The 14396-nt window shown below is 64.3% G+C and carries 9 protein-coding genes; 4 read left to right on the forward strand and 5 right to left on the reverse strand.

The annotated features are described in order from the left end of the window. Window positions 1-160: 160 nt before the first annotated feature. Window positions 161-337, reverse strand: a complete 177-nt coding sequence (locus WS87_RS31335) for a CsbD family protein (protein ID WP_082750707.1) — start codon at window positions 335-337, stop codon at window positions 161-163. A 232-nt stretch (window positions 338-569) separates the two neighbouring features. Between WS87_RS31335 and WS87_RS31340 the strand changes: the two genes are divergently transcribed. Beyond that, window positions 570-716 carry a DUF3096 domain-containing protein gene (locus WS87_RS31340; protein WP_081053095.1) on the forward strand — a complete coding sequence of 49 codons (147 nt, stop codon included), beginning with the start codon at window positions 570-572 and terminating at the stop codon, window positions 714-716. A 673-nt stretch (window positions 717-1389) separates the two neighbouring features. Continuing rightward, window positions 1390-1671 carry a hypothetical protein gene (locus tag WS87_RS31345; protein WP_059820117.1) on the forward strand — a complete coding sequence of 94 codons (282 nt, stop codon included), beginning with the start codon at window positions 1390-1392 and terminating at the stop codon, window positions 1669-1671. 102 nt (window positions 1672-1773) lie between these two features. Here WS87_RS31345 and WS87_RS31350 read toward each other — a convergent pair whose 3' ends face one another. The 3 genes from WS87_RS31350 to WS87_RS31360 all read right to left on the reverse strand — a co-directional run bounded on the left by WS87_RS31350 (window position 1774) and on the right by WS87_RS31360 (window position 7947). Then, a complete protein-coding gene (locus tag WS87_RS31350; protein ID WP_059820105.1) occupies window positions 1774-3012 on the reverse strand; it encodes a S53 family peptidase in 1239 nt (412 codons plus the stop codon). A 34-nt stretch (window positions 3013-3046) separates the two neighbouring features. Next, window positions 3047-5179 carry a polysaccharide deacetylase family protein gene (locus WS87_RS31355; protein WP_059820104.1) on the reverse strand — a complete coding sequence of 711 codons (2133 nt, stop codon included), beginning with the start codon at window positions 5177-5179 and terminating at the stop codon, window positions 3047-3049. 686 nt (window positions 5180-5865) lie between these two features. After that, window positions 5866-7947, reverse strand: a complete 2082-nt coding sequence (locus WS87_RS31360) for a hypothetical protein (protein ID WP_059820103.1) — start codon at window positions 7945-7947, stop codon at window positions 5866-5868. Window positions 7948-8180: 233 nt separating this feature from the next. Between WS87_RS31360 and WS87_RS31365 the strand changes: the two genes are divergently transcribed. Further along, window positions 8181-9299, forward strand: a complete 1119-nt coding sequence (locus tag WS87_RS31365; RefSeq protein WP_059820102.1) for a helix-turn-helix transcriptional regulator — start codon at window positions 8181-8183, stop codon at window positions 9297-9299. Window positions 9300-9347: 48 nt separating this feature from the next. Here WS87_RS31365 and WS87_RS31370 read toward each other — a convergent pair whose 3' ends face one another. Continuing rightward, the gene (locus WS87_RS31370) at window positions 9348-11537 is read right to left on the reverse strand and encodes a TonB-dependent siderophore receptor (protein ID WP_059820116.1); all 2190 of its coding nucleotides are present in this window, start codon (window positions 11535-11537) and stop codon (window positions 9348-9350) included. A gap of 649 nt (window positions 11538-12186) precedes the next feature. On the opposite strand from WS87_RS31370, the gene WS87_RS31375 reads away from it, so the two are divergent. Further along, window positions 12187-14391 carry a LamG-like jellyroll fold domain-containing protein gene (locus tag WS87_RS31375; RefSeq protein ID WP_059820101.1) on the forward strand — a complete coding sequence of 735 codons (2205 nt, stop codon included), beginning with the start codon at window positions 12187-12189 and terminating at the stop codon, window positions 14389-14391. Window positions 14392-14396 lie beyond the last annotated feature (5 nt).

Here is a 14396-nt window from a genome sequence, read left to right on the forward strand (position 1 = left end):
CCGCGCTGGGAAGTACGCAGGCCCTCGATCAAGAGGGCCTGGTGCTTACAAAACACAACGCCGGTCGCAATCTGAACAAATTCGCTCATCTGCGGGTTTCCCCACGAAGTCTGAACGTCGAAGTGCGCGGCCGCCAGTTCGGTGTCTTCCATGTCCGGCTCTACTGCCGCTTCTTGAATCGCTCCTTTGCATCGCCGAATGATGCTTGTGTCTTGCCGACGATCTGTTCGGCCTTTCCCGTCAATCTGCTTGTTCCATTTCCCACGACCCTGCCAACCATCTCCTTCAGTTTTCCCTTTGCCTCCGTGATGCGGCCTCTTATTTGATCCTTGTTCATGATATTGCTCCTTGAAACCGACGAATGCTCGAGCTGCGGTCCGGCACGCCAAGCGGAATCGCGACGAAACGTCGGTCCAGGCACGGCGATTGCGCGGGTCGAAGCGTTCGCGCTTGTGGACAACAGCGAGTTGACGACCGAAGGCTTGACGTTCGCCAGGCTCGCATCTCTGTAACGGGTGCCGGAGGCAAAGCAGGCTGCGGCCACTCGTTTTCAATCTTGCGGAGGAAGCATGAACACGCTCACTAGCGCCGGCCCGCTGGTTTCACTGATCGCCGGCATTCTCATCCTCGTGGTGCCCCGCCTCCTGAATTACATCGTTGCGCTCTACCTGATCGTCATCGGGCTGCTCGGTCTGTTCGGAGGACGTCTCCATTGAATTGATATGACCACGAGATAGCCGGTTACGAACGTGCATCAGTTACGTCATGGTGCCATGCGTGGGTCCGGTGGTGGCGAACACCGCCAGTGCAATGAGCAATACATATACCGGCTGCATGTGGGCGAGTGAATGATCGATCGACGACATCGCGCGTCTTCCTTGATGAGATGATTCGCTCCCGTGCGCCGGCCGCGTGATGCGGGGACCGTGATACCGCCAGGGCGCATCCTCTCGCAATGCGGTGCAGAGGCTTTCCCTTCGGATGCGCAGCGATATTCGACCCGACATCGGCACGGCGGGAATGGGTGATTTTCACTCTCTCGATCGCACATCGAGTTCCCCTACGTCATACTTTTATCGGTTTCCCTCCGTTTTCATTTCAATTCAATGTAAGTGTTGCTTTGTCGGACATGAACGCAAATCCACATTGCATTATGGGTCGGGTCCGCGTGCGTTTTCACTTCCGCCTCTCGTCATCATGCTCTGCATTCCTTCACATTATTCGATATGCCGTTCCGTGCAGCGATGATGACATCGTGCGTTCGACCATCGGATCGGCACTGCTGATAAGAGACGCGGATCGCGTGGTCGCAATAGCTAGCGAAGCATCCGCCGCTCCGCATGGGAACGAATCGTGCTCGTTGTCCCGTACTGAATGGAGGACAGCACGATGAAGCCCATGACACTCTCAAACCGTCGAATTCTGGCGACGCTCGTGGCAGGCAGCGCACTCGTCGCGGCCAGCGCGGCCTTCGCGCAAGTCTACGTTGAACCACCACCGAGGTACGAAGAGCCCGCCCCGGCGCCAGGTGTGTCGATCACAATCGGCATGCACGGCGACCGCTACTGGGACGGCCATCGCTACTGGGAGCACGACGCATGGATGCATCGTCATCCGCGTGAACATGACCCGTGGCGCGAGCGCATGCGCGAACACGACTATCGTGAATAGTGCAGACCCGCCGCGAGATACCAGGAAAACCGCTGCTGCTCAGCAGTCTCGTACGTGGCACACGGTCCGGCCAGATTTATTCGGATCACGAACATATATACGTCAAGGCGCAGCCATCAGCGCCTGGATCAGATTGGCGGCGATCGGGCGCCCGAGGCCGGTCACGTAGTCGTACCCGACAGCCGTGGTACAAAGCGTGCCGCATGTGCCGTTCGATCCGCTGACGATATCGCGAAAGTTCGCCGCGTAGGCACTCGACGCGAGTCCGTAAAGCACGCTCTGAATCGCGCTCACCGCGTTCAGCGTCGTCTTGCCGTGCGCGATGCGCAAGCTGTTTGCGATCGCAACCAAAGCGGACCATTGCGGCGCGCCAGCGCTCGTTCCGCCGACGACGAACCAGCCGCGTTGCCCCGCATAGCCGTATGAATCGTAGACCGCGAAGCCTGACACCGGGTCGCTGTCATAAGCGACGTCTGGCACGCCGCGCAGCCCGAGGCTATCCGATGGCATCCCGAAGTTCGACTGATACGTCGGCTCCGGCTCGACGGCGCTCTGTCCGCCGCCGCTTCCGGCCCACGCCGTTTCGCCGGCGTAGGCACCGCTTGCATCGATCGCGATCGACGTGCCGCCGACGCTCAACACGTACGGCGACGCGGCCGGGTAGTCGACACCATTGCCGCCGTCGCCGGACGCGGCGACGAACGACACGCCGTTCGCGCTGGCGAGTTGCCCGTCGTATTGGGTTTCGGCCAGAAATTCGGCGGTCCCCCAGCTGATCGACACGACCTTCGCGCCGACGCCGTCCGGCGCAGGACGCGTCGCGAGCGCGATTGCGCTCATCAAATCATCCAGCGAGCTCGATGCGGCTTCGACCAGCACGATCCGCGCATTCGGTGCGATCGCGTGCGCCCACTGCACGTCCAGCGAACTCTCGAGCGCCCACAGCGCATCGGGGGGCGGTGGCCGCTTGTCCGGCGTCGCGTACACCTTCTTGAAACAGCGCGGGGACGCGCACGGCGACAAGCCGAACGTGCTGCTGAACAACCGCAGATCCGCTTCGACGTTCGGATTGTCATATGCATCGACGATCGCGATGACCTGATCGTCGCCGCCATAGCCGCGCGCCGGCAATTGATCGAACCCGTAGAAACGGCGGATCTGCTGCGGCGACAGGCCGACCGGGTTCCGTTTCGCGGATCCGTGCAGATGGAGCGGCGGCCGTGCAAACGCGTGCGGCGCTCGCGACGCGGACTGCGCGAACGACACACCGAGCGAGAGCGCGACGCTCGCCGATACGACGACGAGCGTGCGCAACACACGCGTGAACGAAGCTCGCTTCATGATGCTCCCCCGTTGGCAGACGAGCTGATGTGCGTCAGTGCACCTTCGCGCTCGTAAACGACAGCGATTTGCCCGTGCCCGCGATGACCAGCCAGTTGTTCGGATCGGTGGTGACGATCGTCGCGCTCCCGCTTTTCACGCTCGGCAACTGATATGTGCTCTTCGGCAGCAGCCAGGTCATGTCCTGCAGGCTCGTCGGCTGCGTCGCGCTGAATGTCCAGCTGGTCCCCGTATCGGTCGCCGTCCAGTTCACCAGCAGACGGCGCCGGTCGAACTGCGTAAGCTGGTCCATCGTGAACCACTTGAACTGGCCGGTCGTCGCGAGCGACGCCGCGTAGCTGAGAAACGTCGTCACGACGTTCGGATACCATGACGCGCCCAGCGGGTGCATGTAGATCAGCCGGCTCGTGCGGTTCGCGACGACGAAATCCATCAGCGACAGATACCAGTTCTGGACATCCGTCGTCGGCACCGCGAACTCCTGGAACTCCTCGAACGTCGCATACTTGCCGAACGGCATCACCGGAAACGCCCAGATGCCCGGATTCAGCAGCGAACCGTTGCGATACGCACGCGTTTGTGCGTTGCCGGTATGGCCGGTGAAGTAGTAACCGGAGTAGCCGTTCGACTCGAGCCAGTTCACCGCCCACGTCGGCGTGTTGCCTTCCGGCGCCGCCCATTCGACGTCCGGCCTGCCCGTCACCGACTGGACCGCATTGTGGTTCAGCACCAGATATTGCGTGAACGTGCTCGCGTTCGTTTCACTGGCGTTCGCCCCCCAGTAGTCATGCGCCCACCCGCCGTGGCTGCCGATCTTGTGCCCGCGCTTGAGCAGGAACGCGACCAGTTGCTTCGCCTGCGTATTGTTCGTCAGGTTGATCCCGAGACCGTCGCCGATCGTCACGTCGTCCGGGCCGGCCGTCATCACGATCGAGTACGGGCCGCTGTTCCAGACACCGAAGTTCTTCAGGTACTGCGCCGGCTGGATCTGGTCTTCCGCGCAGAAGTGCCAGTTCAGGACCATCCCGGCCTGCGCGCGCGGCTGCAGCGACAGGTGCGGCATCGACAGGATGTTCGTCGTGAAGTAACGCAGGAAGCCGTGGATCGGCATGCTGTCGGTTTGTCCGTCGAGATACGCGAGCGGCAGGTTGACGAACATCACGCCGCCGTTTCCGTACGCCTGATAGCCGGCAACGAGACCGAAGTTCGGCGACGTCAGCAGCGTCGTGCCGGTATACGTGCCCTGCGTGACGTAGCTCGGATACGTGAGGAAGCCGTATACGTAGCCGGAAATGCCTTCGAGCACGTCCGTCGTCGCCGACGGCGTCGCAGTCGCGAGCGACGCCGCGCCACTCACCGCGGTCGATACCGACGAAAGCTTCGTCGATGTCGGCGAATACGATCCGGTTTTGACCTTGCCACCCGTCGACACGCGCCCAAGATTCAGCGGCACGCTGGTCATGCGCCCGTTATCCATCTTGTACGTGAAGTACGCCTGATGGTTGTACCCGGCAAGCCCGCCCGGGTTCGACGTGCTCGGCTGCAGGAAAAGCAGCTGATTCGTCGTCGAGCCGGTCGAGGAAGTCGACGTGGTGGCAGCCAACGTCGTCGCGGCCGTCGCCGAACCGGACCATGCCATGGACTTCCCGGGCGGAACCTGCAGCGCGCGCAGCGTGCTGCCCATCCCGGTCACGGGGCCGAGGCCGATCATGCTTCCGCCGAGCGTATCGTAGAGCACGTAGTTGACGCCGGCCATCGAGCTGAATCGCGATTGCCCGGCCGGATAAAATCCCGTCGCGTTCAGCACGCCGAAATCATAGACGAGCATCACGCGCCCGCCGTTCAGCGCATAGTTCTGGATAGCGGTCACGAGCGTATCGTCGGCGACCGTATGCACCTGGTCCGGCAGGATGAGCCCCTGATACTGCTGCAGCGACGTTCCGCCCTGCTTGAATTGCGTGTCGCTGATGAGCGAGATTTGCAACCCCTCCTCCGCCGCCGAATCGAGCCACGCGGACACACGCGGGTCCGGCAGCGTAAAGTTGTCCGGCAGCAGCAACAGCAACTGGTTCGACAGCGCATTCGCCGGCCCGGCTGCGAACGTCATCAGGCAAACGGAAAAGACGATCAGAAGGGCTCGTAGGGCCCGAATTGACTTGGCCAACATTGTTCTCTCCCGACGGAGGTGGGATGACTGCCGATGCCTGACACGTCGCTGCCGCCGCGCCCCACCCATCGAGATCGGGCGGTCGGTGGCCGGGCCGTGTGGCGCCATCGGCTGAGGGGGAGAGCGAACGTGCCGCGTTTCGGACACGTCTCGGCAACGCAAGTACGTCGATTCGTCGGACGATCGCAAACGCGCGGCAGCTGTCGTTCCCACCACAACCGATGAAGCTAACAACGTGCCAGTCTCGCAATCACGCTGCCGCAACGGCCACCGGCCATGGAAAGCGCACGGAACGGGAAAATCGCGCCAAAAACGTTACAGCGTCGATACGGTGTACGTGGCGGCGCAATGTGACGAAGCAGACGGGAAGCGTCGCGATGGACGATTTGAGGCATCTGGCGCGGCGTCGCATGGGACTCGCGATCGCTTTCGCCCTGGTTGGGCATCAGCACGCACCCGAAATCAACGGAAAATGATTCTGCCGAGTAACACCGGCGCTGCACGCGTGCACTGCGTGACCTTTTCCGAGTCATGCCTGATGAAGTGACAAGAAAGATGCTCACGCAAGAAGGTCGTTCAGGAGGTGGCGCACGCCGTCTCGCCACGCCATGACGCAAAAGGGGCTGGCGGGATCAAAATTCACCCCGCCAGCCCCATTCTCAACGGGCGTATCTGCCCTACCTCCGTCACCGGTCGTATTCGAAGGCCTCGGTAAAGACCGTGTCGACCGTGTCGGACCAGCTCAGGTTCACGAACGAGAAATCGGTGCCGCCCGTCCAGCCGGCCACCGACGGGAACGCGACGCCCTGATCGCCCGGCACGTTGAGCGTCACCGCCGCTTCCGGCAGGACCGGCGACGCCTGTGCCGAACCGTTGACGAACGTCGGCACCGTCTGCCCCGACGCGGTTGCGCGAATCTGCACGTTGCCGCGCTTGACGGACGGCAGCCCCGCCTTCGACGTCCAGCTCAGCGGGAACGTCGCGCCGCCCGCGAACGTGCTGGCGGTGCCGGGCGTCAGGCTATCGCGCGTGGACTGCGCCAGATCGTGCCACGCATACTGGCGCAGCGCGTCGGGCAACGGCGACGGCGTACGCAGCCGGACCGTGTAGTGCTTGGCCGGCGCCGACGTGTCGCCGTTCTGGTAGACGTCGATCGTATAGGCGCTGAACGGCTTGATGTCGGCCAGCTCGGCGGCGCTCAATTGCGGCTTCGCCCACGCGGTATTGTTGCGCGGCGCATCGCCGGGCCACGTGAACAGACCCTGGCTGCCAGGGTCCTGCGCGACGCCGGCCAGACGGAAATTGTTGCGGCACTGCGCATTCTTCGTCAGCGCGGCGAGCTGGGCCGGCGTCTGCCCGCTCGCGATTTGCGCGCGGATGTTCAGCGTGTCGCACGTACCGCTCGACGGCTGGAGGAACACGCCGTTGCGCAATCCCGGGCCAGTGACGATCGCGAAATCCACCGCGGTGCCCGATGCATCGACGGTGCCCACCTGCAGGTTGAGCGAATCGACGAACGCGTTGGTCCCCGTCGACGGATTGGCCGGATTCAGCCAGTCCCATTTCTGCGCGTTCGCGTTCACCTTGCTCAGCACCGCGCGCTGATTGCCGACCACGCGCCAGCCGGTATCGCCGCTCGCGAGGCTGCTCGCCTGCACCGCGAGTTGCACATGCTGCTGCATGCCGTCGCGAATGCCGTCGGTGCGCGTCCACGCGAGCTTGACCCACATCGTGTCGCTGGCGACGACGCGGATGACTTCCGGCAAGCTGAAGCTGGCATTGTTCATCGCATCGTCGGCCAAGATGCCCGGCGCGCCGCCGGCATGCGCACCGAATTCCTGGTCGGCCGACATGCCGTTGTTGAGATAGGCAGCCGGCACGCCTGCGTTCAGTGCGCCCGACGCGACGCCGTCGACGAAGATCCGGCCGCACGCCGACACGTTGCCGGCCGCACGCGCCGCGCCGGTCGAACCGGCGAAACACTGATTGAGCGCGCTCTGCAATCCCGCCAGGTCGCTCGCGCTCGGCAGGTTCGACATCACCGTGCCGTTGATGGTCGCGGCGGCCGGCAGGCTGGCCTTGTCGCTGGGCTGCGGCGCGACACCGGGCGCGAGCTGAAGCTGCACCGGCGTATCGCCGGACGCGCCCGCCACCGAGCTGATCTGCACGCCACCATCCGGCAACACGTTGATCTTCACCTGGTCGAGCAGCCGGTCGAGGCCCGGGCCGCCGGCGGTCAGCGGGCCGGAAATCAGGTCGACGCCCGTATTGCCGGTTGCGGTCAGCAGGTCGACCAGCGCCGACGCATACGCCTGCACAGTGTTGGCGACCGCCTGGGCGGTGACCTTGCTCTGCAGCAGCCCGGTGTCGGCCAGCAACTTCGTCGGGTTGTCGCCGATGATCGTGGCGGCGATCGCATTCGTGATCGGCGTGATGTTGATCGTCTGTGTGCCGGCCGTGGCACTGAGTGCGATCAGCGTGGCTTGAGAATCCGCGACGTTGCCGTAAGCGGACAACGCGAAAGGCGCGGTCAGCCCGGTCACGGTGCAATGAAACGCGCCGGTCGTGGCGTCGGCGGGACAGTCGACCGATTTGCCGGTCGCATCCATGAGTTTGACCGTCGCGGCCTGCATGGCCGCGCCCGCGGCCGCGACGCCGCTGACCGTCTGTGCAGCGGGTTCGGACGGTGACGAAGATGAACTGCCGCCGCCTCCGCAAGCGGAGACCACCAGCGCTGCGATACCCCACACGACAGGTTTGAGTTTCATTGTTTTTCCCCTGTGATTCTTCTGGTTATCAGGTGCGATACGCGACGCGCATGCACGCCGATCGGAATTCTCGCAAAGGCGATTTTTGCAATCATCATTCAGGTGAATGAAAATCCGGAAACAATGCGGTCCTGAAGGAAAATAACCTGTGTTAGCCTGAAACAAATTCGGTATTCGAATCAATATTCGTCAGATAAAACATACATACAAAATCATTACGCGGCGGGGGCAACATGCAACGGGACCAGCTCATCGGGGACCTCTACGAGGCCGCCCTGTACCCGGATGGTTTTCTCGAAGTCTTCCATCGGGTATCCGAATCGCTCGGCGCAAACATCTTTCATATGTTCAGCTGGGACGCCGCGCGCAATGCCCCGAAATTCTCGATCTATTCGCCGCGTGCCGAACTCGACTCGATCGTCGCACTCTACGACCAGTATTACGGCGCACTCGATCCGCGCCGCGGCTTCGTCGAGAACGCCCCGCTCGGCGAATTCGTTTGCTGCCAGGATCATCTGACCGACCGCGATGTCGAGCGCAGCGAATTCTTTCAGGATTATCAGATTCCGTCGGGCATTCGCTACCTGATGGGAATGCGCTTCGCGCGCCCGGGCAGCGACGACATCCTGCTCGGCTTGCTGAGAGCGCACGGCCGGCCGCCTTATTCGTCAGAGGAACGCGCGAACCTGACGGGCATGGCCGGGCATCTGCAACGCGCGATCAACCTCTGGCAGGACGCAAACGTGCTGCGTCGGGACGCTGCGCTCGGCAACGAACTGATGGCGGAACTGGGTTTGTCCGTCTTCACGCTCGACCGGCATTCGCGCGTCGTATTCGTCAACCAGGCGGCAGAATCGATGCTGCGCGCCACTACTTGCCTCAAGCTCGAGCACGGCCATCTGAGCGCGACGAGCGCGCCGCAGAACGATGCGCTCAAGGCGGCCGTGGCACGTGTCGCGCAGACCCGCAAAAGCGAGAACCTTGCCCTGTCCGGGACCGTGAGCGCCGCGCACGAAATCTTTCTCGGCATCGCTTCGCTGTCCGGACAAGCACGCCATGGCGCACTCGGCGACGCCGCGATACTGATCACCGCCAGGCGTCGCAGCGCCGCTCCGCTCGTCGTCGCGCAGCAACTGCGACAGGCATTCGGCTTGACGAGCGCCGAAGCGGCCATCGCCGAAGCATTGATCGGCGGCAAGACGCCGGAGGAATGCGCGGCCATCGCCGGCGTGTCGCTCTCGACCGTTCGCACCCAGTTGCGCGCAATCTACGAGAAGACGCATTCCCGAAATCAGGCCGAGGCGGTCGGGCGGATGCTGTGGGTACTCCCGCAGCACGTGCGTGACGGGTGATCGCGCGAAACCGCGAGCCACCGACGTATCGAAACACGGCGGCCGCGACTACCAGTTGTATTTCGCGCTCGCCAACACCGTTCGCTCGTTGCCGAACACGCATACCGCGTACGACTGGCAGCCGCTGACGTAGCGCCGGTCGAACAGGTTCGCGACATTCAACGCGAGCCGCCAGTGACGCAGGTCGTAGTGCATCGCCAGGTCGTACAGCGTGGTGCTCGGCACCGTCAGCGAATTGTCCGGCGCACCGGCCAACGCGCTCTGGTAGCGCACGCCGGCACCGATCCCGACGCCCGCCAGCGCGCCGCCGTGCCAGGTCCAGTCCGCCCACAGCGACGCCATCAGTCGCGGCAGCGGCACCGACACCGGCCAGTTGTTCAGCGACGCATCGTTCGCCTGCACGTTCTTGACGTCCTGGTAGGCGTACGACGCGACGATCGACAATTCGCGCGTCACCTTCCCGACCGCGCTCAGCTCGACGCCGCGCGAACGCACCTTGCCGGTCTGCACGGACGACGTGCCGGTGGGATCGAGACTCGGCGGCGCCGGCGTCACGACGTTGGTCTGATCGATCCGATAAACAGCCGCCGTGAGCATCAGGTTCCGGCCGGGCGGCTGCCAGCGCAGCCCGGCCTCGGTCTGCCTGCCGCGCGTCGGTTTCGGCAAGCCGCCGCCGTACATGCGCACGCCGATCACCGGATCGAACGACGTCGAGTAGCTGACGTAGGGCGCCAGCCCCGCATCGCCGTGCCAGGTGAGCCCGATGCGTCCGGAAAATGCACTGACGTCCTGCTGCGTGCCGGTACCGGCCACGCGGTCGTCGAAGCGCGCGCTCACGCGATCCTCGCGGCCGCCGAGCGTGAGCGTCCAGCGATTCCAGCGGATCTGGTCCTGCGCGTATGCGCCGAGCGTGTTCATCGCCGTGTACTGATCGAAACGCCCGAGCGACGTCCGGCCGGAGAAGATCGCGGCCGTCACCGGAAGATAGACCGGGTGGTACAGGTTGAGCGACGGCGCCAGCGCGAGCCACACGCTGTTGGTCGTGGTCTGCCGGTCGAACTGCAGGCCGAGCAGCAGCGTGTGTTCGAGCGGGCCGGTGGCAAAGCGCGCCTGCGCGCGGTTGTCGATGTCCAGCCGGCTGTAGTTCAACTGGAACAGCCCGGCGGTGCGCATCATGTTGGTCGTGCTGCCGGGTACGAGCCCGTTGCCGAATACCGTCGCGTCGTCGAGCGACAGCCGCGACCAGCGCACGTCCTGTTGCAGCGTCCATATCGAATCGACGCGATGCTCGAGCGCGTAACCGAGCGACCATTGTTTCTTTCGATAGTCGTTGAACGCCGGGTCGCCCATGTAGATGTCCTGCGACAGGCGGCCGTTCGGGTTCGGCAGCACCGTGCCCGACGCCGGCAGGAAGTTCGACGAGATGTCGCCGTGATCCTGCAGGAACGATCCGGACACCGTCAGCGACGTGTCGGCCGTCGGCCGCCAGCGGAACGACGGCGCCACCGCGACGCGCCGGTCGGCGTTCGGGCCGGTCGCCGCGTTGCCGTCGCGCGCGACGCCGACGAAGCGATACGCATACTTGCCGTCCGGATCGAGCGTGTCGCCGACATCGAGCATGGTCTGCTTGCGCGCATCGTTGCCGATCTGGACGCCGGCTTCGCGAATGCGCTCGCCGTCGGCGAGCTTGGTGTGCGCATCGACGATCGCGCCGGGCTCGCCCGCGCCGTACAGCACCGACGTTGGCCCGCGCAGCACGGCGATCGAGTCGATCGTGTAAGGATCGACGCGCCAGTTCGCGATGACCGCCGTGTTCGGCGCCGGCACGCCGTCGACATACAGCGTCGGCGTGAAGCCGCGCAGCGCCGCATACCAGTCGGTCCGGCTGTCGGCGCCGAACGTCGCGAAACCCGGCACGTAGCGCAATGCCTGGTTCAGGTCGGTCGCGCCCGTCATCTCGATCTGCTGCGCGGTCACGAGGTTGGTCGTCTGCGGGATCTCGGCGACGGGCGTGTCGGTCCTGGTCGCGGTGGCCGTGCGCAATCCGACCAGCCCGAGCGACGCACGGTTGGCCGCGCCTGTCACGTCGATCTTCGGCAGCAGCGCCGCCGTGTCGGCTGGCGGCGCCGTCGCCGTGCCCGATGCCTGCGCGTGTACGCCGCCCGCGGCCGCCGCGCACAACGTTCCCCCGGCCGCGATCGCAATTGCGCGTCGCACCGAACGTGTCGCCTTTCCCATCGTTTCGATACTCTCCGTCGTGCCGTCGCGGCCCCGCCGCCGCGTGTGCTGCCGTGCTGCCTGCCGCGCACGAATCGGTGCGCGTCGATCGATCGGGTCGTTTTCGCGCGCGTGAATGATATCGGCCGCGGAATGCGCGCTTCTTAAGAAAAGGCACATGAACGCGATCCCGGTATCGCGGGCGCAGGAACGTTCACGATGTACCGTTCCCTCGCCTGTGTCGCGTCCTCGCGCCGCCCTCGGGTTCTTTTCATTCATCGCGCGGTGCCGACGCCGTTTCACCAGCATGCGCTTGCCGCAGCCCGTTGGCCCTGAAACGATCTGAAACCCGCAACATGTCATATGTTGTACGACAACATGATGAAATAGTGGGAATCTATCGCTTTGGATACCTGAAAAGCTTGCCGCTCGCCGGCCGGCGACGATCATATCTCGCAAACGTTTCAATCACCATTCATTTCCGTATTCTTAGCATGTTAATCAACAAATTCATCCCAATCCGCCTCCCGAAAATATGCCGTCCCCCGGCACCAGCTCGTGCTCGAAAACGTCGACGCTTCCAGTACAATCCGCATCGTCATGCGATGACTGATTTCAAATGACGCTGCCCCTTTTCAGCTGAGTCCCGTCAAGGAAGGACGCACACCACATGAACGACTCGCAGCTTCGGCTTGAATCCGGCGCGCGCATTTCCCGGCGCACCTTCCTTTACAGCATCGGCGCGCTCGCGCTTTCCGCTTGCGGCGGCACGGGAGCGAGCGAAAGCGTCGCCGGCACCGCGGCCGGCAACCGCGCGCTCGCGCGCGTGGCCACGGGCACCCCGGCCATCGCCATGACCGACGCGTTCGCGCACCCCGGCCTGCTGCACACCCAAGCCGATTTCGAACGGATCGCACAGAAAGTGGCGGCCGCCGCATCGCCCTGGCGCGAAGGCTGGAACACGTTGATCGCGAACGGGCATGCGCAGTTGTCGTGGTCGCCGCGCCCGCAGGCCGTCGTCACGCGCGGCGGCACCGGCTCGCAGAACTACCCGGTGCTGTACAAGGACATCGCGGCCGCATATGCGTGCGCGCTGCGCTGGAAGATCTCGGGCGACACCGCATATGCGGACAAGGCCGTGCAGATCATGAATGCCTGGTCGTCGACGCTGCAGCATCTCGCGGGCGATTCGAACGTCGATCTGGCGGCCGGCATCTACGGCTACGAATTCGCGAACGCCGGCGAGATCATGCGCACTTACCGTGGCTGGGCCGCCTCCGACTTCGCCGCGTTCCAGACGATGATGGCCACCAGGTTCTACCCGATCAACGCCGATTTCCTGAACCGCCACAACAACACCGACATCACGCACTACTGGGCGAACTGGGATCTGTGCAACATCGCATCGATCATGGCGATCGGCGTGCTGTGCGACGACCACGCGAAGTTCGACGAAGCCGTCAACTACTTCATCGACGGACCCGGCAACGGCGCGATCGCGCAGGCCGTCTATTACCTGCATCCCGGCCATCTCGGCCAGTGGCAGGAGTCGGGCCGCGACCAGGGGCACAACACGCTCGGCATCGCGCTCGGCGGTGCGATCTGCGAAATGGCGTGGAACCAGGGCATCGACCTTTACGGGCACGACAACAACCGATTCCTCGCGGGTGCCGAATACGTCGCGAAGGCGAACCTCGTGCAGCCGGACGGCACGTTCCTTCCGGTGCCGTACGCGCCGTATGCGAACGTCGATGTCACGCAAGCGCAATTTTCGACCGCCGGCCAGGGAGTGATCCGCCCGTGCTGGGCGCTCGTCTACAACCATTACGTGAACCGCAAGGGGCTGTCGGCACCGTGGTCCGCGAAGTTCGCGCGCGCGATCCAGCCCGAGGGCGGCGGCGGCAACTACGGCGAAGCGAGCGGCGGATACGATCAACTCGGCTACGGCACGCTGACGTGCACGCGCGACCCCGTTGCGCCCGCATCCGCACCGAGCGGGCTGACCGCGTGGCCGGCCGCCGAGCGGGTCGTGCTGTCGTGGTGGGGCGTCGCGAACGCAGCGAGCTACGACGTGAAGCGTGCGTCCGTCTCCGGCGGCCCGTATACGACCGTTGCCAGCGGCATCGTCGATCCGCTGACGTACACGGACACACCCACGCAAGGCGTCTGGTACTACGTGATCAGTGCGCGGACCGCGGCGGGTGAATCCGCGAATTCGCCGGAAGTCGCCGCGTCGACGGCGCTGCAACTGCATACGCTGCTGACCTTCGACGAGACGGGCGGCACGATTTCGGCGGATGCAAGCGGCAACGGCCATGCGGCCACGCTCGCCGGCGGCGCATCGCACGTCGCCGGAAAGCGCGGCAACGCGGTGTCGCTCGACGGCTCCAGCGGCTACGTCGCGCTGCCGAACGACATCGTCGCCGACGTGTCGGACTTCACGATCGCGGCGTGGGTCAACTGGCGCGGCGGGCAGACGTGGTCGCGCATCTTCGATTTCGGTTCGGGCACCGGACGCTATCTGTTCGTCACGCCGAAAAGCGCTCACGGGACGATGCGCTTCGCGATCACGACCAATGGCGGGCATGGCGAGCGCACGATCGACGGCAACGCCGCACTGCCGGCCGGGCAATGGGCGCACGTCGCGGTCACGCTTTCGGCCACGACCGCGACGCTCTACCTGAACGGCAATGCGATCGGCTCGGCGAGCGACGTCATCTTCGCGCCATGGCGCATCGGCAAAACCGCGCAGAACTGGATCGGACGCTCGCAGTATCCGGGCGACCCGTTCTTCAACGGCGCAATCGACGAATTCCGCATCCATCGCGGTGCGATGTCGGCCGCGCAGGTGAAGGCACTCGCTCAAGGCGCTTGACGCGT

This window comes from Burkholderia sp. MSMB0856, assembly GCF_001524645.2.
Classification (GTDB): Bacteria; Pseudomonadota; Gammaproteobacteria; order Burkholderiales; family Burkholderiaceae; genus Burkholderia; species Burkholderia diffusa.